This is a genomic window from Gleimia hominis, from assembly GCF_032085515.1.
Classification (GTDB): Bacteria; Actinomycetota; Actinomycetes; order Actinomycetales; family Actinomycetaceae; genus Gleimia; species Gleimia hominis.
Genome location: NZ_JASXSX010000003.1, coordinates 17,461 through 38,672, shown reverse-complemented (window position 1 = coordinate 38,672; position 21,212 = coordinate 17,461). Strand labels below are relative to the sequence as shown.

Below are 21,212 nucleotides of genomic sequence, written 5' to 3'. Positions count from 1 at the left end.
GAGGGGCGAGTTTAACTGTGTGAAACCCAGATGAGCTGTGCGCTCGATTTCCCAACTGGAATCGGGTTCTGTGTTTTCGGTAGTCGGATAAGAACGTTTTCTGAGAACTCACCTGCTGGAATCGACTGGAAGGTTGATCCAATGTGGATGTCGTTTTCTTTGAGGAACCGCAGGAACTTCGGATCTGAGTCACTGATCCGCTCCACTTTCAGCTCCACATCTTTCGGGGCTTCGGTCAACGGTTTCGCATCCAACTGCGCAATATTGCCGTCCCGATCTGGAATTGGATCACCGTGGGGGTCCCGCGTGGGGTAGTCCAGCATCTCTTCCATGCGGTCAATGAGCTTGTCGGATGCGGCGTGCTCTAAATGTTCTGCCTCGTCGTCAACTTCGTCCCACCGGTAGCCCATGTGGGATACCAGGAACGTTTCGATAATCCGGTGGCGGCGGACCATGGCGATCGCGATCTTACGGCCTTTGGGGGTGAGCGCAATAGATGAATACGGAGCGTGTTTCACTAGACCGCTGGCGGTGAGCCTCTTCACTGCGTCTGACACGGTTGATGCCCGCATTCCTGAGGTTTCCGATAGGAGTGTGGTGCTAACTGGCTGGTCAGACCACTCTTTTAGTTTCCAAATGATCTTCAGGTAATCTTCGGCGGAGTGGGATAGTTTTGCATTACTCATATAGGCAGAATATCAACGAATAGTCATGCCGTCCTGTTTTATTTGCGGTGTACAATTAAGTGTTTCGAAAGGGCGATCACGTGGACCAAGAAAAGTTGCTGGAGGATTTCGGCCGCTACTTGCAGTACACGCGCGGTTTTAGCAAACACTCAGTCCGAGCGTATGAAACTGATCTGCGGGATTGCCTCAGTTGGATTTACCCCAATGGGAACTTCCAGGCGGCAGCTTTCACCTATCGAGCGTTGAGGGGTTGGCTCGCCGGCCGGGTGCGGGAGGGGGCAGCTCGGACGTCCCTGGCTCGTTACATCGCTACCGTTAGGCTCTTTGGTGCTTGGGCGAAAAAAGAAGGTTTTATCGCGGTGGATCCCGCGTTGAAACTCACGGGGACTAAGGTTAGTCAGAACCTGCCGGCAACGTTGAATGTGAAGCAAACTAATCGGCTTTTGCGGTGGGTGAAGGTGCAAGCGGAGGATGATCCGCAGCAGATGCGGGACTGGGCGATTTTTGAGGTCTTATATTCAACGGGAATGCGGGTGGCGGAACTTACTGGGCTTGATTTGACCAGTTTGGACGCTTCGGCGCATACGTTAAGAGTGTTGGGGAAGGGAAATAAGGAACGGGTAGTTCCGTATGGTTTACCGGCTCACGAAGCGATGCGTCAGTGGATTGAGGTGGGGCGCGGTCAGTTAGCGAGTGAGAAGTCGGGGCAGGCGTTTTTCTTGGGGGTTAGAGGAAGGCGGATTAACCAGCGGACAGTGCGGGCTCGGTTGGAGCGCGCGTGTGCGGGAGCGGGTGTGCCAACCATTTCTCCACACGGTTTACGTCACTGCGCTGCTACACACATGCTCGAGGGGGGAGCGGATCTGCGGTCGGTGCAGGATCTGCTGGGGCACGCGTCGTTGCAGACGACGCAGCGTTACACGCATGTGGATGCGGCGCGTCTTACTCGCATCATGCGTCAAGCTCATCCGCGTGCGTAAGCCCAGCCACGGGCCCAAGAAACTCCTCGTGCGTAATCGCGGCCGGCTCCAAGAAACTCCTCGTGCGTAAACGCAGCTGCCCCGAAGATAATCTAGGTGCGCGAGAGAGTTGGTTTCTGCTTCTGCCGGTTCGCGGTTTAAGCCGGGGCGTCCCAGGGTTTTAAAACTGCTCTGGGGTTTATCAGCAAGAGGGGATCTAAGTAGGTATCTTTGTCCTTGCGCACACCAAAATGCAAGCAATCGTTGTCGTGTCCGCTAACTAGTGTGCCCACCACGGTGCCTTGTTCTACTGTTTGCCCTTTGGAAACGGTTGCTTCCACGGGTTCGAGGGTGGAGTGTAAACCGTCCTCATGTTCAATTGAAATGACGGGCCTTCCGGCTAGGTCAGCGGCATACACTACGCGGCCTGCGCGTGGGGCACGTACCGCAGTGCCCACTGGGGGACACAAATCTACGCCGCGGTGCCCGGGCAGCCAACGTTTAGCCGGTGGATCAAACCGCCTGCCAACGTTCAATGGACGGGGAACCGGTGGAATCCAGCGCCCACTGGCTTTGATGCGGGGGTGAGCCCGAGTGGCGCCAGGGCCTTCGTCTGCAGCTTCACCGGTATTTGATAAACCGGTGGATACCCACTCGGCTGTTTCGCGGTTTGCACTGCTTGAAACAAAGTTGGCACCAGTACACAGGGCTAGCGCTACAACTAAGGCAATACTGCGGATCAACGCCCGTGAGGAGAACGCGGCGAAACGCAGTGAATGAGGAAGCGGCCGATGTAAATGAAGCATGGTGTTGAATCTACGGTACAAACTGCACGTGAACGCGGTGTGTCCGCGCGGTTGTGTGTAAAAACAGCGGTGGATAAATCCCATCCACCGGTTTGTGTGAGCGGGCGTACCAACCCGTTCCTTTACCGTCTGCGCCCTGTGGCGTACAATAAACGCGGCGCCGTTTGTGTCCAAATGGTCATGAGCGGCGACTAACGCGCGTTCTTCACCGCTGTCACACCCCTACTAGGGCGGACCACACTGGTGCGTCAGCTAAGTAGGCGGCTCGTGAAGTGGGGCGCGGACGCCACAGTCCTAACCGTTAGGTTGGGTGCGTCCGGTCAGAACGCTAGGGGCCCTCAAGGGCTATAAAAGAACTGAAATTACCCGCATTATGCGGCCGATTGGTGCACTCGCACCGGAAGGAACAACCATGGCAGTTGTTACCATGCGTCAGCTTCTCGAAAGCGGCGTCCACTTTGGTCACCAGACCCGTCGTTGGAACCCGAAGATGAAGCGTTTCATCCTCACGGAACGCAACGGCATCTACATCATTGACCTGCAGCAAACCATCGCGGATATTGACCGCGCATTCGAATACGTTAAAGAAACGGTTGCGCACAACGGCAACATCCTCTTCATTGGTACCAAGAAGCAGGCGCAAGAAAGCGTTGAGGAGCAGGCTCAACGCGTCGGCATGCCGTACGTGAACCACCGTTGGCTCGGCGGTATGCTCACCAACTTCCAGACCGTAGCTAAGCGCGTGCAGCGCATGAAAGAACTGGAAGAGATCGACTTTGACGACGTCGCTTCTTCGGGTCGCACCAAGAAGGAACTGCTCATGATGCGTCGCGAGAAAGAGAAGCTCGAACGCTCCCTGGGTGGGATTCGGGACATGGCGAAGCTCCCGTCCGCACTGTGGGTAGTGGACACGAACAAAGAGCACCTGGCGATTGCGGAGGCGAAGAAACTGGGGATCCCAGTGGTAGCTATCCTCGACACCAACTGCGATCCGGATGATGTTGAATACGGCATTCCCGGTAACGATGACGCAATCGGTGCCGTCTCCGTACTGACCCGCGTGGTTGCGGATGCGGTTGCAGCGGGCCTGCTGGAACGCTCACAGCGTCGTCAGAAGAAAGATGGTGAGGCACAGGCTGAGCCGATGGCGGAGTGGGAACGCGAACTGCTGGAGGGCGAGACCCCTGGTAAAGATGCGTCAGCCAAGTCCGCTGGAAAGTCCGACAGTGAACCCAAGGCAGACGAAGCAGCTGCCGAACCTAAGGCAGATAAAGCCGAGCAGCCGAAGGCAGAAGCAGCGGACGCTGAGACTGTGAAAGAAGCTGACTCCAAAGACGAGTCAAAAGCAGAAGAAAAGTAAGTTCAACCAACTACTCTTACTGAAGGAAGAAACATGGCAAACTTTACAGCTGCCGACGTTAAAGCCCTGCGTGAGCAGACCGGCGCCGGCATGATGGACGTTAAGAATGCCCTCTCTGAGGCTGATGGGGACAAAGAGAAAGCACTCGAAATCATCCGCCTGTCGGGCCTGAAATCACTGTCCAAACGCGAAGGCCGCACCGCTTCCGCCGGGCTCGTGGCCGGGAAAATCGTTGATGGCAAAGTTGGCGTTGTCGTTGAGGTTAACTCCGAGACGGACTTCGTTGCCAAGACCGATAAGTTCGTTGACTTTGCAAACAAGGTCCTCGAAGCTGCGGTTGCTGCGAACGCAACTAACGTTGAAGAGGCCCTCGAAGCACCCGCTGGGGACGAGAAAGTTTCGGACCTGGTGAAAAACATGGGTGCCGTAGTGGGGGAAAAGGTGGAGGTGCGGAACGTGGTGCGCCTAGAAGGCGAAGCCATGTCCCTGTACCTGCACCAGACGTCAGCGGACCTGCCGGCGCAAGTAGCGGTTCTCGTTGCCACCAACCAGGCCGGAGAGGGCGTGGCACGCGACATCGCGATGCACATCGCAGCGTTCTCACCCGACTACATTTCTGAGGACACGGTGCCCGCCGACGTGGTGGAGCACGAGCGGGAGACCCTCACGAAAATCACGCTGGGTGAAGGCAAGCCAGAGAAAATCGTGCCGAAAATTGTTGAGGGCCGCCTGAACGCGTTCTACAAAGAGAACTGCTTGGTCGACCAAGACTTCGCTAAGGATCCTTCGAAGACTGTGGGCCAGGTGCTCAAAGAGGTCGGCGGTGACGTAACCGGATTCGCCCGCGTCCAGGTGGGAGCTTAACGAGTCCAGGTTGGGACGTAACGCCTCCAACTTGGAGCCTAACGCGGCCAGGTGGGTGCCTGAGGTAGTAACTTAGCGCACCTACCGGGGCACGTAAGTGCCTGAAACTAAATAAACCACTGTGGCCTTGCCCTGATTATTCAAGGCAAGGCCATGGTTGTGTCCGCGAACGGAAGCGGGCAGGTAACATGGTGAAGGAATCTCGTACGTAAGTTATCCCGTTGCAGGAGGGGAACGGCATGCCACACGATGCTACTGCGCCACGGCGCGTGCTAATGAAACTATCGGGCGAAGTGTTTGGTGGAGGCAAAATCGGCCTAGACCCGAACGTCGTGCGCTCGGTGGCCACACAAATAGCCACCGCAGTTAAACAGGGGGTGCAGGTAGCGGTCGTCGTTGGGGGCGGAAACTTCTTCCGAGGCGCGCAATTATCTAAATACGGTTTAGACCGCTCCCGCGCGGACTACATGGGGATGCTCGGCACGGTAATGAACGCGCTCGCGCTCCAAGACTTCCTGGAGCAAGCAGGCGTGACCACGCGCGTGCAATCAGCGATCTCGATGCGGCAAGTAGCGGAACCTTACATTCCACTGCGGGCTATCCGCCACCTCGAAAAAGGCCGCGTAGTCGTATTCGGAGCGGGCGCTGGCCTACCGTACTTCTCCACAGATACCGTGGCGGCCCAGCGGGCGTTAGAAACGCGGTGCACTGAACTCCTCGTTGGAAAAAAGGGGGTGGACGGCGTGTACACCGCCGATCCGAAAGTGAACCCCGATGCGGAAAAACTCGACACGCTAACGTATTCGCAAGCACTCGCGCAGGGCCTCAAGGTAGTGGACGCAACCGCATTCGCACTGTGTAAAGACAACAACTTAACCATGCGCGTATTTGGCATGTCGGAACCGGGGAATGTCACGGCAGCGCTGTTGGGTGAGAAGATAGGTACCCTGGTAACAAACGGTGTAACGGAAGGACACACAAAATGATCAAAGATGTCTTGTTGAGTGCGGAAGACGGTATGGAAAAGGCCGTGTCCGCAACAAAGCGTGAGTTTGGTAATATTCGAACCGGGCGGGCAAACCCAGACATGTTCAACTCAATCCTGGTTGACTACTACGGTGCCCCAACGCCCCTGCAACAGCTCGCGTCTATCCAGATTCCTGAGGCGCGGATGGTGCTCATTTCCCCCTACGACCGCAACGCGGTACAAGAAATCATTGCCGCAATCCGGGATGCAGACCTGGGGGTTAACCCCACCGACGACGGCAACGTGATCCGCTGTAACCTCCCGGCCCTCACGGAAGAACGCCGGAAAGAATACGTAAAACAGGCGCGGTCACGAGCTGAAGAAGGCCGCATTTCGGTGCGGAACGATCGGCGGAAAGCAAAAGAAGAACTCGACCGCATCAAAAAAGACGGTGAGGCCGGGGAAGACGAAGTAGACCGGGCAGAAAAAGATCTGGAAACGCTCACGAAGAAGTACGTTGACCAGATCGATGCGGAACTTGAAGCTAAAGAAAAGGATCTGATGACCGTCTAGAGGCGGACGTATTACTTTGAATCTTTCAACGATAATTAATCCGCCTCCAACGCAGAATAAGCAGCCACTTCCCGCGTCTGGGCGCGCCGGGCGGAACCTGCCTGCCGCCATCGGAGTGGGTGTAACTTTGGGGGCGGTGGCACTGGCTGCCATCCTCGTTTCCGCGCACACGTTCATGGCGCTCGTGTGCCTGCTCGTCGTGGTCGCACTGTGGGAGCTAGCGGGTGCTTTCGCCCGCAAGGATGTGCGGATTCCCCTCATCCCCCTGTGGGTTGGCGGGCTCGGCATGCTGGTTTGCGCCCGGCACCTCGGGCTGGGGGCGACACTCGCGGCGCTGTGCATGACGCTGCTGGCGTGTGTAGTGTGGCGGCTGCTCGATCACGTTGAGGGATCCACACTGCTCAATGAGATTATTGCCAGCGGTTTCGTGCTCGCGTACGTGCCCCTGCTGGGGGCGTGCGCAGTTCTGGTTCGCGACATGCCGCTGGGGGCGCGCGCGGTGATCGTGTTCGTCCTCCTCACGGTCGCTAACGACCTGGGTGGATGGGCTGCGGGCGTGCTGATGGGCAAACATCCGATGGCGCCCACTGTGTCACCAAAGAAATCTTGGGAAGGTTTCGCCGGTTCCATTGGCCTGTCCATGATTGTGGGGGCAATCGGGTTCGCGTGGCTCGGTGTCGGCTGGTGGTGGGGGCCGGTTGCGGCCGTGTTAACCACAATCGCGGCCACCGTTGGGGATTTAACGGAATCACTGCTCAAACGTGACCTGGGGCTGAAGGACATGTCGAACCTGCTTCCTGGCCACGGTGGGGTGATGGACCGGCTCGATTCCCTATTAATGGTGGCCCCCGTGTTCTACGTTTTGATGGAGGTTATGCTATGAGCCCGCAAAGACCCGCGTTGCATCAGCCCGTTCGTTCCCGGCACGCGCGAAGCGCGCGGCAAGTGATGCCTACCGACCAGTTGCCTGAGGGGGCGCGCTCTAAAGATGCGCGGGCCCGCGTGTCGATGCGTCCCAAACGCCGGGGTAAAGCACCGGCGCACATGGTGGACCTGACGATGGAGGCACGCAAGCAGGCTCTCAAAGAAATGGGGATCCCCGGGTTCCGGGCCGATCAGCTGTCCCGGCAGTACTTCACGCATTTTGAAGCGAATCCGGAGCTCATGTCGGATATTCCCCAGCAGCTGCGTGCGCCGTTGCGCGAGGGTTTTCTGCCGCAGTTAGTGGAACACGTGACAACGCAAAAAGCGGATGGTGGCTACACGTTGAAACACCTGTGGTCACTGTTTGACGGTGCGCGCGTGGAGTCGGTGCTCATGCGTTATCCCAAACGCACCACGCTGTGTATCTCCTCGCAAGCCGGGTGCGGAATGGGCTGCCCGTTTTGCGCAACAGGGCAGATGGGGCTTACGCGTAACCTGTCGGCCGCGGAAATCCTCGAACAGGTGCGGTTAGCGGCCAAAGCGTGTGAACGCGGTGACCTGGCGGGTGGGGCAACCCGGTTAACGAACGTGGTGTTCATGGGGATGGGTGAGCCGTTAGCGAACTTCGGTGCCCTCAAGAACGTGCTGAAAGGGCTGATTGAAGAGCCACCGAACGGCTTCGGGCTGTCGGCTCGGAACGTCACGGTCTCAACTGTTGGGCTTGTCCCCGGCATAAAGAAACTTGCTGCACTGGGGTACCCGGTGACGCTCGCCGTGTCATTGCACGCACCGGATGATGAGCTTAGAGACCCCCTCATCCCAATTAATTCCCGTTGGAAAGTGGGGGAACTGCTGGACGCGGCCCGGGAATACTTTGTGAAAACGGGCCGGCGCGTGTCGATTGAATACGCGCTAATTAGGGACATGAACGATCACCCGTGGCGCGCGCAGCTGCTGGCGGATCAACTCAACGCCCGCGGACACGGGTGGGCGCACGTGAACCCTATTCCGCTGAACCCAACGCCGGGATCCATCTGGACTGCCTCCACGAGGGCGGCGCAGGAGGAATTCGTGAGCGTGCTGCGCGGCGCAGGGATTTCCACAACAATTCGTGATACACGTGGATCAGATATTGACGGCGCGTGTGGTCAACTCGCAACTAAAGTCGCGAAAGAAGAGGAAAAAACGCATGACTGACTTCTTCCCATCAACGAAGTTCTTCCAAAAGGGATACGACCAAGATGCGGTAAATAGCTTCTTCGAAAAAGCTCGCGAAGCCTATGAGCAGAACCGTCAACTGTCGGATTTTACGTCTGAACACGTGCGCAATGCCGCGTTCCCGATGCGTCGCGGTGGGTACGACCCAGCTGCGGTGGATGCGGCGCTAGACCGCATGGAAGGCGCGTTCGTAACCCGTGACAGGGCGGATCACGTGGCGGTGAACGGGGAGCAGGCGTGGCTGAACCACGTTGCGGATCGGGCAACGACTCTGTACCCGCGTTTGGTTCGTCCCGTGGGGGAGAGGTTTGCGCACCCCGCGAAAGGTAAGCAGGGGTATGACAGTTTGCAGGTGGATGATTTTCTGGATCGTCTGGGCCGGTTCTTTGACGACGAAGACACGCTTACCGCCGAGGAGGTTCGCCACCTCACGTTCAAAGCTGCGAAAGGTGCGGAAGCGTACCTGGAAGGCCCAGTTGACGCGTATCTTTCGCGAGTGATTGAGATTTTGCTGGCGGTGGAGTGAGCGATGCGCGACGTCGTCATTTTGGGGTCTACGGGTTCGATTGGGACGCAGGCGCTTGAGGTACTTGCTTCTCACCCGGGTCGCATGCGCGTGCGCGCCCTCGCGGCGGGTGGAAACAACCTCGAGCTGCTTGCGCGGCAGGTGAAGCAGTACGAACCGGAGTTCGTGGCGGTCGCGAAGGGGGATGCGCGGGAACTGCAAGACCTACTAGGTAGCCGTGTGCGCGTAGGCGTGGGGGAAGCCGCGGTGGCGCAGGCCGCGGGAATGCTGGGGCCCGAAGGTGTGGTGCTGAACGGTATTACCGGTGGGATCGGTCTTGAACCCACGCTCGCGGCATTGCGCAGCGGCGCTCAACTGGCGCTCGCGAACAAGGAATCCTTAGTGGTGGGCGCGCCGCTCGTGCGCGCGGCGATGATCAGGCCCGGGCAGGTCACCCCCGTGGACTCGGAACACAGTGCAATCGCCCAATGCCTAGCGGCCGGTAAGCACGAAAAAGGACTCACTTCCCCCGTGGTTACGGGCAGCAGTGAGGTCGCACGGCTCGTGCTTACTGCCTCCGGAGGGCCATTCCGGGGACGCACTCGGGCGGAACTGACGGACGTAACCGCAAAGCAGGCGCTGGCGCACCCCACGTGGAGCATGGGGCCGGTGGTGACGATCAACTCCTCTACCCTCATGAATAAAGGCTTGGAACTGATTGAAGCGTCGGTGTTGTTTGACGTCCCGGCGGAAAAGATTGACGCGGTTGTGCATCCGCAGTCGATTGTGCATTCAATGGTGACGTTTAAAGATGGGGCGACGATCGCGCAGGCATCACCACCGGACATGAAGTTGCCGATTGCACTGGCCCTGTCGGCGCCACAGCGGTGGGCAGATGTGGAAGCCCCCTGCACGTGGGGTGAACCGACGTCGTGGACATTCGAACCTGTGGATAATCAGACTTTCCCGGCGGTGAACTTGGCGCGCAGTGCGGTGGCGGCGTCTGACACGCACCCGGCGGTGCTGAATGCAGCGAACGAAGTGTGCGTGGACGCGTTTCTAGCTGGACACTTACAGTACCTGGAAATCGTGGACACGGTTGCGCGCGTGCTTGACGAACATACCGGTGTTGATGGGCCAACCTTCGAGCAGATTGTGCAGGTGCAACACTGGGCTGTGGAGCGGGCCCGGAACCTCATTGCGGATCAGTGAACTTGAACGCGACACTGTCGAACTTGAACGCGACACTTGTCGAACCTGAACGCGTAACGGTTAAACGTAAAGCCGCAACCGTTGAACTTGAACACAGAACCGTGAGGGCGAATAATCGTCGGGAGGTTTGTTTCGATTCCACCGAAGGAGCGTCATGGGTTACCTGTTAGGCATTGTGTTGGCGATTGTGGCGTTGATTCTTTCGGTGGCGCTACACGAGCTAGGGCACCTGCTGCCCGCTAAGAAGTTCGGGGTATACGTCCCTCAGTACATGGTAGGTTTTGGCCCCACCCTGTGGTCTAAGAAACGTGGGGACACGGAATACGGGGTGAAAGCCATTCTTTTGGGTGGGTACGTTCGGTTGGCAGGTATGTTCGCTCCTGCCCGTGAGGGGGTGCGCACACACAAAGCCGATGGCAGACCCACGCTCGCACAGGAAGCGCGGGAAGCTTCTGCGGAGGAACTGCCAGCTGGGCGGGAGCCGCAAGCGTTTTATAACCTGTCGGTGCCTAAAAAGCTGGTGGTGATGCTAGGTGGTCCAACGGTGAATCTCGTCATGTCGATTGTGCTGATCGCGATCGTGATGATGGGCATCGGGGTGCAGCAGCCGGTGACGAAACTTGCGCAGGTTCCGCAGTGTTTGGGCCAGTGCGAGCAGGGTGCGCCGAAAAGTCCGGCGTACGAGGCTGGTTTGCGTGCGGGGGACACGGTGGTGACTTGGAATGGGCACCGGGTGGATACGTGGCCGCAGCTGGTGGAGCAAATCACGGCGTCCGGTTCACGCGCGGTCCCGGTGCAGGTGCAGCGCGAGGGCAAGACTAAGAGTTACACGGTCGCACCCAAGTCCGTGGACGGGCAGGCGAAAGCTGGGATAGTGGCCGGCTTTGAACGCCGGCGCGCTAGCGTGGTGGATGTGGCGGACGCGTCGTGGCACACGTTCACGGCTACCGCAGCGGTTGTTCTGCGCTTGCCGAAAGCAGTGTGGGACACCACGGTCGGGCTATTCCAAGATCAGCCGCGCGACCCGAACTCGGTGCTGTCCGTCGTTGGAGTGGGGCGTTTAGCCGGGGAAGTTTCTGCCGATACGAATCCGCAGGTTACGGTGTGGGACCGCGCCGGTGTGCTGCTGTCCTTGTGGGGCTCACTGAACATGGCGCTGTTCGTGTTCAACTTGATCCCACTGCCCCCGCTCGACGGTGGACACGTGGCGGGTGCCCTGTGGGAAGGTGCGCGGCGCACCTACAACCGGATGCGCCGTAAACCAGATCCGGGGCCGGCAGATACGGCGCGCCTCATGCCCCTGACCTACACTATGGTGCTCGTATTCGCGGTGATGACGCTCGTGCTGATAGCAGCCGATATTATTAACCCGATTCACCTGCTGCGTTAACTTGGGTAATCTACGGCCCTCGCGCAAGCATACGTGCGGGCCTAGTGCAGACTAGTTGGGGCATCGAATCAGATTACTAACTACGTCGGCGGGGTAGGGAATGCGCAATGGCCCACCATGAGTCGATTTTTACGAACTAACAGAGGATAATGACAGCGTGACTGCAGTGAATCTAGGAATGCCCGAGGTAAAAGAACCACCGTTTCCGCGCAAGAAAACCCGCTTGATCCACGTGGGGGATGTGCCGGTGGGCGGTGGATCCCCGATATCCGTCCAGTCGATGACTACAACAAAGACCACTGACATCGGGGCAACCTTGCAGCAGATCGCCGAGTTGACCGCTGCTGGCTGCGACATTGTGCGGGTAGCGTGCCCATCGGCAGATGATGCGGAAGCGCTGCCGATTATCGCGAAGCAATCCACGATCCCCGTGATTGCGGATATCCACTTCCAACCCCGCTACGTGTTCAAAGCCATTGAAGGTGGCTGCGCGGGGGTGCGTGTGAACCCGGGGAACATCCGCAAGTTCGACGACCAGATTGAAGACATCACCAAGTGCGCTCGCGACCACGGGACGTCGCTGCGCATCGGGGTGAATGCCGGGTCGCTGGACAGGCGGATCATGGAAAAGTACGGGAAGGCAACGCCGGAGGCGCTCGCGGAGTCCGCGATGTGGGAAGCGTCGCTTTTTGAGCAATACGACTTTCACGACTTCAAGATTTCAGTGAAGCACCACGATCCAGTGGTGATGATCCGCGCGTATGAGATATTGGCGGAAAATGGTGATTGGCCCCTTCACCTGGGGGTGACGGAAGCGGGCCCGCAGTTCCAGGGAACAATCAAGTCTGCCACGGCGTTTGGTGCGCTGCTGCGCCAGGGGATTGGCGACACGATCCGCGTGTCTTTGTCGGCCCCTCCGGTGGAGGAAGTGAAGGTGGGAATTGAGATCCTCCAGTCTATGGGCTTGCGTGAGCGCACGTTAGAGATTGTGTCGTGCCCGTCGTGTGGGCGCGCACAGGTAGATGTTTATGCCTTGGCAAACGAAGTCACGGAAGGCCTCAAGGAACTGACTGTTCCCCTGCGGGTGGCGGTTATGGGCTGCGTGGTGAACGGGCCTGGGGAAGCGCGTGAGGCTGACCTGGGCGTGGCTTCTGGTAACGGGAAGGGCCGGATTTTCATTAAGGGCAAGACGGTGGCGTCGGTGCCGGAGAAAGAGATCGTCCCTACCCTTTTGGAGCATGCTCACCGGCTGGCAAAAGAAATGGGGCTTGAGGAAGGCTCCGGTCACGTAGACGTCTTGGCTTAGCACCCCGTTTGGTTCTCACGCCCTCAGCCGGGCTGGTATTTAAGACTTGGTTTCGTCCTCAGGCGGCTTTGACGTAGTCTTTTAGATGTGCTGAAAAACATGTCTGATTACTTTGTCCGAACCCTTCGGGAGGACCCGGCTGACGCGGAAGTTGCGAGCCATAAATTGATGGTCCGGGCGGGTTATATCCGCCGGACTGCTCCGGGGATTTACAGCTGGTTGCCCCTGGGGTTGAAGGTGTTGCGTAATGTCGAACGCGTGGTGCGTGAGGAGATGGACGCGGCCGGGGCTCAGGAGGTGCTGTTCCCCGCGTTGCTGCCTGCGGAGCCGTATCAGAAGACGGATCGTTGGGACGAATACGGTCCGACGCTGTTTAAACTTAAGGACCGGCGTGGGGGCGACTACTTGTTGGCACCGACTCACGAGGAGATGTTCACGCTCCTGGTGAAGGACTTGTATTCGTCGTATAAGGACTTGCCAACGGTTTTGTATCAGATTCAGACGAAGTATCGCGATGAGGCGCGGCCGCGGGCAGGGGTTATTCGCGGCCGGGAGTTCGTCATGAAGGATGCGTACAGTTTCGATATTGACGATGAGGGGTTGGACGCGTCTTACGATTCACAGCGGGCGGCGTACCAGCGGATCTTTGATCGGTTGGGGTTGCCGTATGTGATTTGTGCAGCCATGTCGGGCGCGATGGGGGGTTCGCGTTCGGAGGAGTTTTTGCATCCCTGTGAGATTGGTGAGGACACGTTTGTGCGTGCCCCGTCGGGTTACGCGGCGAACGCGGAGGCAGTGGTGACTCCCGCGCCTGATCCGGTGGATGCGTCGCACGTGCCGGCAGCGGATGTGCGGGATACGCCGGATGCGGGGACGATTGAAGATTTGGTGCGGGTGTCGAATGAGCTTTATCCGCGTGCAGATCGGCCGTGGGAAGCGAAGGACACGTTGAAGTCCGTGGTGCTCACCGTCGTTCACCCAGGTGGGGAGCGGGAAGTGGTTAACTTGGGGATTCCCGGTGACCGCGAGGTGGATATGAAACGCGTGGAAGCTTCGTTCGCACCGGCGGAAGTGGAGATGGCGACTGCTGAGGACCTGGCGCAGCATCCGGAGTTGGTACCGGGGTTCTTGGGCCCGCAGGCGTGTGGTCCAAACTATGAGGGACGGACTGTGGATGCGGATGGTAACCCTTCGGGTTCGGTTCGGTTCCTGGTCGACCCGCGGGTGGTCGATGGTACCGCGTGGATTGCAGGTGGTAACGCGGTCGGTAAGCACGTGTATAACCTCGTGATGGGCCGGGATTTCACTGCCGATGGCACGGTAGAGGCCGCGCAAATCCGGCAGGGGGATCCGTCACCGGATGGGTCTGGGCCGTTGCAGTTGGCGCGTGGAATCGAAATTGGGCATATTTTCCAGCTTGGCCGCAAGTACGCGCAGGCATTGGATTTGAAGGTGTTGGATCAGAACGGAAAATCCCAGGTTGTGACCATGGGGTCGTATGGCATTGGGGTGTCTCGCGTGCTGGCAGCGCTTGCGGAGTTTTACCACGATGAGAAGGGGTTGTCTTGGCCCATGGTGGTGGCACCGTTCCATTTGCAGGTAGTCGCTGCGGGTAAGGGGGAGGAGATCTTCTCGACTGCAGCGGATATTTCTGCGGCCGTGTCCAAGGCTGGATTCGACGTGTTGTATGACGACCGGAAAAAGGTGTCTGCGGGCGTAAAGTTCGCGGATTCGGAACTTATGGGGATGCCCTACGTGCTCGTGGTTGGGCGCGGTTTGAAGCAGGGCGTGGTGGAGCTACGTGATCGGCGTGGCAAGTCTGCACGCGAGATCCCTGTGGCGGACGCAGCTCAGGTTATTAAGGCGGAGTTAGAAGCGAATTTGGAGGCAAACGAATGACGGTTCGTGATATCCGAGTTATTGGGGACCCGGTGCTGCGCACGCCGTGTGAGCCGATTACGGAAATTGATGAGGCAGTTAAGCACCTAGTGGACGATCTGTTGGAGAACGTCGATGAAGAAGGGCGTGCGGGGTTGGCGGCGAACCAGATTGGGGTTGGTTTGCGCGCATTCTCGTGGAATATTGACGGCGAGGTGGATTACATCCTCAACCCCCGCATCGTGGAGTTGTCTGAGGATGAGTATCAAGATGGCGACGAGGGCTGCTTGTCGGTTCCTAACCTGTGGTTTCCTACGAAGCGGGCTTGGTACGCACGGGCCGAGGGCATCGACTTGGATGGGAAGAAGAAGGTCGTTGAGGGTGAAGAGCTCATGGGGCGCTGTATTCAACATGAATGCGATCACCTCGATGGCATGCTCTACTTAGATCGCTTGGATCGGGCAATGCGACGCAAGGCGATGAAGCAAGTGCGCGAGATTATGGGATGATTTACCCTCGCGCGCATGAAGATCCCGCACTGTTACCACTGCACTTGCAGTCTTTAGGTACGCGGGCATCGTTGCACTTGCAGTCTTTAGGTACGCGGGCATCGTTGCACTTGCAGTCTTTAGGTACGCGAGCACCGTTGTACCTGCAGCATCCAAGTACGACGTGTCACCGTTCTTTATAAGGCATGTTGCGCTCTTGTGTAACGCGCAAAAGTGAGGCAAAATAATGATGACGGCTACAGTTGTTTAGCTGGCAGACCAGGCGAGTCTGGTTGGATCAGTCTAGCTGCCAGCTAGGAAGTGTAGTTCTATAACTTGATAGTTTGTTACACCGCTGAGGCGTGTGGGTGTCTCTTAGGGCTGGACGTAGGGGAAGACGATCTGGTCAACTTGAAGGAGGCAACGACATGACCGGGAGTTTTACGCGCGGTGTACTTTTTGTGCATTCAACCCCGCCGGCGCTGTGTCCACACTTGGAGTGGAATGTCTCCGGTGTGCTCGACCAGGCTGTGAACCTGGAGTGGACTGACCAGCCGGCGGCGCCCGGTATGGTGCGCACCGAGTATTCTTGGGTCGGCCCAGTTGGAACGGGGGCCCGGCTGGCATCTGCACTGCGTGGGTGGGAGCATTTGCGTTACGAGATCACGGAGGAACCGGTGCGTGGATCCGATGGTGCGCGTTGGTGTCATACGCCGGACCTGGGGATTTTTCACGCCCCGATGGACACGTCAGGGAACATGATGGTTCCCGAAGACAGGGTCCGGGCTGCGATGGAGTCCTCCAGTGATTTAGCTTCGTTGCGTGAGCGTCTGAACTTGGCGTTGGGACAGGCGTGGGATGATGAGTTGGAACCGTTCCGGTATGCGGGCGCAGGTGTGCCTGTGCGTTGGTTGCACCGGGTCGGATAAAGCTTCGCGGGCGGTAATGTTTGAGTCAAATAGGGGGCGTGAGTGATGAGTGGTGTTTCGATTGCTCAGATGCTGGGGATTGATTTGCCTGAGGAACAGGGAAAGCTGGCGTCTTTGAACGGTGACAAAAACACGCCTCGTGGCGAGGAATCGGGAGCAAAGAAGTCCGCGCAAGGAAGCGCACAAATTTCGGACAATCCCGGTGGGGTAGATGACCACACGCTAGAGGTGATCACTGGGGCGCTGCTGAACGAGTCCGCATTGCCCGCAGAATCGTATACGCCAAACGCGCGGCTGAAAGAAGACTTCGACTTAGACACGATTGGTCTATATGCGGTGGTAGCAGCTGTGGAAGACGATCTGGGTCGCTCCGTGGCCGACTCGGATGTGGACAGTGCCCGCACGTTCGCCCAGCTGTGCGCCCTGTTTAGCTAACGAGCTTGCACGCATCGCTTACCCCACTATTGTCATGTGAAGCGTTTAGCTGGCAGCTTAGGAGCCTCGCGCGTAATTTCGGCTGCGAATGATTAAGAGGGGGGATCCGTTCGGATCCCCCCTCTCGCTGTGCGGCCGTCTAACTGCCCCGTCAGCTACCCGACACGGTCAGGTATAACAGTGCAAGTAGCGCCTTAGGCATCACCACCGGCTGAGCCGGAGGAACCGGCGTTCACGTTCGTGAGGTCGTATTTCTCGATCGCCTGCGCAACCACGGACCGGTCAATGCTGCCTTCATCCGCAAGGCCTTGGAGGGCGCGAACTACCACTGATTCCGCGTCGATGTAGTAGTGGCGGCGGGCTGCGGGACGAGTGTCAGAGAAACCGAAACCATCTGCACCGAGCGTGTAGTATTCGCCGGGTACCCACTTGCGAATCTGGTCGGGGACCAGGTGGTCGAAGTCAGAGGTAGCCACGGTGGGGCCGTCTAGTTCAGCGAGTTTCTCGCTCACGTACGGAACTTTCGCTTCGTCCTCGGGGTGCAGGTAGTTGTGCTGATCAGCGTCCATACCGTCGCGACGTAACTCGTTCCAGGAGGTAACCGAGTACGTTGCGGCAGCTACGCCCCAGTCTTCGCGCAGCAGTTTCCGTGCCTCGCGGATCCATGGCACTCCCACGCCGGACGCTAAGAGTTTAACGGTAGGTCCATCTCCCTCTGGATCATCCAGTCGGTACAGGCCGCGGATAATGCCGTCTACATCCACGCCTTCCGGCTCCGCGGGTTGGTGCATGGGCTCGTTGTAAACCGTGAGGTAGTACATGACGTTGCGGTCCCGGTTCTTCTCGTTCGGCCCATACATGCGTTCGATCCCGTCGTACACAATGTGGCGGATTTCGTATGCGTACGCCGGGTCGTACGAGACAACCGCGTGGTTTGTTGCCGCAAGAACCGGGGAGTTACCGTCCATGTGCTGCAAACCTTCACCCGTGAGGGTGGTGCGTCCCGCGGTGGCGCCAATTATGAAGCCGCGCGACAGTTGGTCTCCAGCGGCCCAGAACTGGTCGCCGGTGCGTTGGAATCCGAACATGGAGTAGAAAATGTAGAACGGAATCATCGGCAGGTTGTGGGTAGCGTAAGACGTACCCACCACTTGCATCGCTGCGGTGGAACCGGCTTCGTTAATGCCGGTGTGCAGCAACTGGCCTTTTTCAGATTCCTTGTACGACAGCATCATGTCGGCATCCACCGCCGTGTAGTTCATGCCGTACGTGTTGAAAATTTTCGCGGTTGGGAACACGGCGTCGAGCCCGAAGGTGCGTGCCTCATCGGGAATGATCGGCACGATGTGTTTACCGATGTTCTTGTCTTTAATGAGGTCCTTGAACAACCGCACCAGTGCCATGGTGGTCGCGACTTCCTGGTGGCCCGAGCCTTTCGCGAGGGCGCGGAACGGTTTGTCGGCTGGCATGGGGAGCGCCGGGTCTTCCTGGTGGCGGCTCGGTAGGTAGCCCCCTAGGATCCGGCGGCGTTCCTGCATGTACTGCAGAGCCGGATCGTCGTCAGCTGGCTTGTAGTACGGCGGCATGTACGGATCTGCTTCAAGCTGCTCGTCTGTGATAGGAATGCGAAGCCGGTCGCGCAGGCCCTTCAGGTCTTCGAGCGTGAGTTTCTTCATCTGGTGCGTGGCGTTACGGCCCGCGAAGTGCTTACCCAGGATGTAGCCCTTAATGGTGTGCGCCAGAATGACGGTGGGTTGGCCGGTGTGTTCAACCGCTGCCTTGTATGCGGCGTAGACCTTGCGGTAGTCGTGGCCACCGCGACCGAGCGCCCAGATGTCTTCGTCAGACCAGTTTTCCACCATTGCTTTGGTACGTGGGTCCCGGCCGAAGAAGTGTTCGCGCACGTATGCGCCATCGTTGGCTTTGAACGTCTGGTAGTCACCGTCCACGGTTTCGTTCATGATGTTTACCAGCGCTTGGTCTTTATCCGCAGCGAGTAGCTGATCCCAACCGCGGCCCCACACGACCTTGATTACGTTCCAGCCGGCACCGCGGAAGAACGCTTCGAGCTCTTGGATGATTTTCCCGTTACCACGTACGGGGCCGTCGAGGCGCTGCAGGTTGCAGTTGACGACGAAAGTGAGGTTGTCCAGGCCCTGCTGTGCGGCGAGTTGAAGCATGCCGCGGGATTCTGGTTCGTCCATTTCCCCGTCCCCAAGGAACGCCCACGTGTGTTGCTGGGAGGTGTCTTTGAGGCCGCGTAAGTCTAAGTACTTGTCGAACCACGCCTGGTAGATCGCTTCCGCAGGCCCGAGCCCCATGGATACCGTCGGGTACTCCCAGAAGTCTGGGAGTTGACGTGGGTGCGGGTATGAGGGGAGGCCGTGTTTGGCGGAGACTTGCTGGCGGAAGCCATCCATTTCTTCTTCACTGAGCCGACCTTCGAGGAAGGCACGGGCGTATACGCCGGGGGAGGAGTGGCCTTGGAAGAACACGTGGTCGCCCCCACCGGGGTGGTTTTTCCCTCGGAAGAAGTGGTTGAATCCCACTTCGTACAGGGTGGCGACTGATGCGTAGGAGGAAATGTGGCCACCTACTTGCACGCCGGGGCGTTGCGCCCGGGTTACTTGAACCGCAGCGTTCCAACGCATCCACCGGCGGTATTGACGTTCCGTCTTTTCATCGCCCGGGAAGTACGGTTCTTCTTGTACGGGGATGGTGTTCACGTACGGTGTCGTCAGCTCCATCGGGAGGCGCACGTCGCGGCGCTGGGCTTCGTGAAGCATGTGGAGCAGGATGTAACGTGCCCTCGGACCACCTTTTTCGTCGATCAGGCCGCTGAGGGATTCTAACCACTCGGCGGTTTCCTCCGGATCGTTGTCTGGTACCTGCCGGAGTACCCCGTTGATAATCGGACGTTCAGGATATGTAGCCACAAGTCCTCTTTTCTTTGTTGTTACCGCACGCTGCTATGCGTGCGCGCTCTCATACCTTCTATCATCGTCGTTTTCGCACGAAATTTCATTACGATGAAGGACTTTAGTCACGCGAGATATGTCTCGATTGTGTCACACCGCAAGAATGCGTTGGTTTTCGCTGTTTTATGGGTAAACTATGGGACGTGAGTTCAAACGCAATCCAGGAAGGCATTGTTCCCACTGTGGATAGCCTTGGTTTTAAAGATGGCCAGGTAGTTCAAGAGTTTTATTGGGATGAGGACGTGGACGACCCTTTGCGTCGTCATATTGAGCAGGTTACGGGTGAGGCGCTCGTTGACGGTGAGTACGGCAATGTTGTCGACGGAGTCATCATTTGGTGGCGCGCTGATGACGCTCAGGAGGAAGACTTGGCGGACGTCCTGCTCGACTGCATTTCCGATTTAGACAACGGGGGGCTCGTGTGGGTGTTGACCCCAAAGCCCACGGATGCGCAGCACGTGTCCCCTAATGATGTGGCGGAGGCTGCGCGTATCGCAGGTTTGCATGCCACGTCCGCTGAGGTGGTGGCGCCTCAATGGACTGGTATGCGGCTAACGGCAGCGGCGAAGTGAAATCGTAATCCGCACCTTCTGAGAGTGGGGATTAAAGCTAAACCTAAAGTTAAATAGGGCATCAAGCTGAACAGGTGTCAAGCTAAACGGCGCCACAAAAATCAAATCCGAACGTGCGCGGCCCATCTGGCGGAGCGTTGCGACACTAATGCGACGCTCCGAGGCTGGAGGGCCGCGTTCGTCTACGCGGTGGGCTTGCCCTTTGTTTACTGACATCTAGTTAGGCGGAGTTCTTTTGCCGGGGAGGAGGCCTTGTGAGAATTGGTATGAGGCGGTAAAAGGAGAATTCGTTCGATTCTTTAGACACCTGAGTGTCTCGCTAAAGCAGAAACAAGGTATCTAGTCGGAGCAGTTTTCTCACGGTCCAGCTGTTAATCCCTGTGAGGACGAGCATTCAGCTCCTTCCTTATAGCTGCTGTGCTAATTACGTACACAAGAGGTAACACAACCAAAATGGTTAATACCCACCCCTTGTGTTCTCTCAAAAGATCAACGAGGGTCGTGTTGAACAATGGTGCGCCAATAGCGACTATCGTTAGGCAAAGCAGTGAGACTGCGATGCCCTTGATTACAGTCTTCATTTGAATCCCAACGTGTCTCATTGTCAGCGGAGTGCTTACAACTTCTGTTCCGCAACGAGTTTGAATATCCGACGTGAGGGCAACAACACTTACGCAACATAAAAGCTGTTTAAGTGTTGTTATGTTAATTCAGACACACCCGTACAAGCTTGTCAATAGATAACGAACACCTCTAAATTCCGCGTAAGTCTACTCACAACAGGAGTAGCCCCCGCGAGTCGTAGACGGAGTCGCTACTCATTCCTTGGTCGCGGTGGGCGAGGCATCCCTCGCATTGGGGGATTCAAGTGGTTGTGTCCGTCATCTCATCCAAAACGGCAACTGACTAGCATCGCAGAAAACATGAGAAAACCTTGGAATACTAGCCAAAATATGGAAGTCGAGGGGACATTAAACATGCAAAGCATTGTGTCTTGGGTGAGTGGTAATGGTGGGCCCAGAGGGACTTGAACCCCCGACATCCACGGTGTAAACGTGGCGCTCTAGCCAACTGAGCTATAGGCCCTGCGTGCGCTGGTGTAACCAGCAATCTTCGCAACGAAATAGAGCTTACCCTGACTCGGCTTAAAAAACCCAATTGA

The 21,212-nt window shown here is 57.7% G+C and carries 19 protein-coding genes and 1 tRNA gene; 16 read left to right on the top strand and 4 right to left on the bottom strand.

The window, feature by feature from the left end; translation table 11 throughout:
- Positions 1–11: 11 nt before the first annotated feature.
- The gene (locus tag QS713_RS07565) at positions 12–686 is read right to left on the bottom strand and encodes a metal-dependent transcriptional regulator (RefSeq protein ID WP_102217240.1); all 675 of its coding nucleotides are present in this window, start codon (positions 684–686) and stop codon (positions 12–14) included.
- Positions 687–766: 80 nt separating this feature from the next.
- On the opposite strand from QS713_RS07565, the gene QS713_RS07560 reads away from it, so the two are divergent.
- Entirely contained in the window at positions 767–1,666 is a 900-nt protein-coding gene (locus QS713_RS07560; RefSeq protein ID WP_313274105.1) for a tyrosine recombinase XerC, read from the top strand.
- 137 nt (positions 1,667–1,803) lie between these two features.
- Here the strand turns inward: QS713_RS07560 and QS713_RS07555 are convergent, their stop codons facing one another.
- Positions 1,804–2,451, bottom strand: coding sequence for a M23 family metallopeptidase (locus QS713_RS07555; RefSeq protein ID WP_313274103.1), 648 nt, complete (start codon positions 2,449–2,451; stop codon positions 1,804–1,806).
- Positions 2,452–2,863: 412 nt separating this feature from the next.
- Here QS713_RS07555 and rpsB point away from each other — a divergent pair, with 412 nt between their 5' ends.
- The 14 genes from rpsB (at position 2,864) to QS713_RS07485 (ending at position 16,500) form a co-directional block, all read left to right on the top strand.
- Positions 2,864–3,811, top strand: a complete 948-nt coding sequence (gene rpsB, locus QS713_RS07550) for a 30S ribosomal protein S2 (protein ID WP_313274100.1) — start codon at positions 2,864–2,866, stop codon at positions 3,809–3,811.
- A 33-nt stretch (positions 3,812–3,844) separates the two neighbouring features.
- Positions 3,845–4,675 carry a translation elongation factor Ts gene (gene tsf / locus QS713_RS07545; RefSeq protein ID WP_313274099.1) on the top strand — a complete coding sequence of 277 codons (831 nt, stop codon included), beginning with the start codon at positions 3,845–3,847 and terminating at the stop codon, positions 4,673–4,675.
- 239 nt (positions 4,676–4,914) lie between these two features.
- The gene (gene pyrH / locus QS713_RS07540) at positions 4,915–5,661 is read left to right on the top strand and encodes a UMP kinase (protein ID WP_313274096.1); all 747 of its coding nucleotides are present in this window, start codon (positions 4,915–4,917) and stop codon (positions 5,659–5,661) included.
- Complete coding sequence (gene frr, locus QS713_RS07535; RefSeq protein WP_313274094.1) at positions 5,658–6,215, top strand: ribosome recycling factor; 558 nt, start codon at positions 5,658–5,660, stop codon at positions 6,213–6,215. The genes pyrH and frr overlap by 4 nt, the downstream gene beginning before the upstream one ends.
- Positions 6,216–6,231: 16 nt before the next feature.
- Positions 6,232–7,098, top strand: coding sequence for a phosphatidate cytidylyltransferase (locus tag QS713_RS07530; protein ID WP_313274091.1), 867 nt, complete (start codon positions 6,232–6,234; stop codon positions 7,096–7,098).
- Entirely contained in the window at positions 7,095–8,336 is a 1,242-nt protein-coding gene (rlmN, locus tag QS713_RS07525) for a dual-specificity RNA methyltransferase RlmN (RefSeq protein ID WP_313274090.1), read from the top strand. The genes QS713_RS07530 and rlmN overlap by 4 nt, the downstream gene beginning before the upstream one ends.
- Complete coding sequence (locus QS713_RS07520; protein ID WP_313274088.1) at positions 8,329–8,883, top strand: DivIVA domain-containing protein; 555 nt, start codon at positions 8,329–8,331, stop codon at positions 8,881–8,883. The genes rlmN and QS713_RS07520 overlap by 8 nt, the downstream gene beginning before the upstream one ends.
- A 3-nt stretch (positions 8,884–8,886) precedes the next feature.
- Entirely contained in the window at positions 8,887–10,074 is a 1,188-nt protein-coding gene (gene dxr, locus QS713_RS07515; RefSeq protein WP_313274085.1) for a 1-deoxy-D-xylulose-5-phosphate reductoisomerase, read from the top strand.
- A 154-nt stretch (positions 10,075–10,228) separates the two neighbouring features.
- On the top strand, positions 10,229–11,464 hold the full coding sequence (locus tag QS713_RS07510) for a M50 family metallopeptidase (RefSeq protein WP_313274083.1): 1,236 nt from the start codon (positions 10,229–10,231) through the stop codon (positions 11,462–11,464).
- A 178-nt stretch (positions 11,465–11,642) separates the two neighbouring features.
- A complete protein-coding gene (ispG, locus tag QS713_RS07505) occupies positions 11,643–12,770 on the top strand; it encodes a flavodoxin-dependent (E)-4-hydroxy-3-methylbut-2-enyl-diphosphate synthase (RefSeq protein ID WP_313274217.1) in 1,128 nt (375 codons plus the stop codon).
- A gap of 87 nt (positions 12,771–12,857) precedes the next feature.
- Positions 12,858–14,669, top strand: coding sequence for a proline--tRNA ligase (locus QS713_RS07500; protein WP_313274082.1), 1,812 nt, complete (start codon positions 12,858–12,860; stop codon positions 14,667–14,669).
- A complete protein-coding gene (gene def, locus QS713_RS07495; RefSeq protein WP_313274080.1) occupies positions 14,666–15,157 on the top strand; it encodes a peptide deformylase in 492 nt (163 codons plus the stop codon). The genes QS713_RS07500 and def overlap by 4 nt, the downstream gene beginning before the upstream one ends.
- A 407-nt stretch (positions 15,158–15,564) precedes the next feature.
- Entirely contained in the window at positions 15,565–16,065 is a 501-nt protein-coding gene (locus tag QS713_RS07490) for a DUF3145 domain-containing protein (RefSeq protein WP_102217254.1), read from the top strand.
- Between the two features lie 45 nt (positions 16,066–16,110).
- Complete coding sequence (locus tag QS713_RS07485; RefSeq protein WP_313274078.1) at positions 16,111–16,500, top strand: acyl carrier protein; 390 nt, start codon at positions 16,111–16,113, stop codon at positions 16,498–16,500.
- A gap of 194 nt (positions 16,501–16,694) precedes the next feature.
- Here the strand turns inward: QS713_RS07485 and aceE are convergent, their stop codons facing one another.
- Positions 16,695–19,436 carry a pyruvate dehydrogenase (acetyl-transferring), homodimeric type gene (gene aceE, locus QS713_RS07480; RefSeq protein ID WP_313274077.1) on the bottom strand — a complete coding sequence of 914 codons (2,742 nt, stop codon included), beginning with the start codon at positions 19,434–19,436 and terminating at the stop codon, positions 16,695–16,697.
- A gap of 185 nt (positions 19,437–19,621) precedes the next feature.
- Between aceE and QS713_RS07475 the strand changes: the two genes are divergently transcribed.
- Complete coding sequence (locus QS713_RS07475) at positions 19,622–20,050, top strand: DUF3052 domain-containing protein (RefSeq protein WP_233187421.1); 429 nt, start codon at positions 19,622–19,624, stop codon at positions 20,048–20,050.
- A 1,009-nt stretch (positions 20,051–21,059) separates the two neighbouring features.
- Here the strand turns inward: QS713_RS07475 and QS713_RS07470 are convergent.
- Positions 21,060–21,136: transfer RNA gene (locus QS713_RS07470), tRNA-Val, on the bottom strand.
- Positions 21,137–21,212 lie beyond the last annotated feature (76 nt).

Bases quoted from the DNA above. Each gene is read 5' to 3' on its own strand.
- ispG (WP_313274217.1), top strand. From the start codon at position 11,643: ATGCCCGAGGTAAAAGAACCACCGTTTCCGCGCAAGAAAACCCGCTTG.
- QS713_RS07490 (WP_102217254.1), top strand. From the start codon at position 15,565: ATGACCGGGAGTTTTACGCGCGGTGTACTTTTTGTGCATTCAACCCCG.
- rlmN (WP_313274090.1), top strand. From the start codon at position 7,095: ATGAGCCCGCAAAGACCCGCGTTGCATCAGCCCGTTCGTTCCCGGCAC.
- QS713_RS07565 (WP_102217240.1), bottom strand. From the start codon at position 686: ATGAGTAATGCAAAACTATCCCACTCCGCCGAAGATTACCTGAAGATC.
- pyrH (WP_313274096.1), top strand. From the start codon at position 4,915: ATGCCACACGATGCTACTGCGCCACGGCGCGTGCTAATGAAACTATCG.
- QS713_RS07510 (WP_313274083.1), top strand. From the start codon at position 10,229: ATGGGTTACCTGTTAGGCATTGTGTTGGCGATTGTGGCGTTGATTCTT.
- QS713_RS07485 (WP_313274078.1), top strand. From the start codon at position 16,111: ATGAGTGGTGTTTCGATTGCTCAGATGCTGGGGATTGATTTGCCTGAG.
- QS713_RS07555 (WP_313274103.1), bottom strand. From the start codon at position 2,451: ATGCTTCATTTACATCGGCCGCTTCCTCATTCACTGCGTTTCGCCGCG.
- frr (WP_313274094.1), top strand. From the start codon at position 5,658: ATGATCAAAGATGTCTTGTTGAGTGCGGAAGACGGTATGGAAAAGGCC.
- def (WP_313274080.1), top strand. From the start codon at position 14,666: ATGACGGTTCGTGATATCCGAGTTATTGGGGACCCGGTGCTGCGCACG.
- QS713_RS07520 (WP_313274088.1), top strand. From the start codon at position 8,329: ATGACTGACTTCTTCCCATCAACGAAGTTCTTCCAAAAGGGATACGAC.
- rpsB (WP_313274100.1), top strand. From the start codon at position 2,864: ATGGCAGTTGTTACCATGCGTCAGCTTCTCGAAAGCGGCGTCCACTTT.
- tsf (WP_313274099.1), top strand. From the start codon at position 3,845: ATGGCAAACTTTACAGCTGCCGACGTTAAAGCCCTGCGTGAGCAGACC.
- dxr (WP_313274085.1), top strand. From the start codon at position 8,887: ATGCGCGACGTCGTCATTTTGGGGTCTACGGGTTCGATTGGGACGCAG.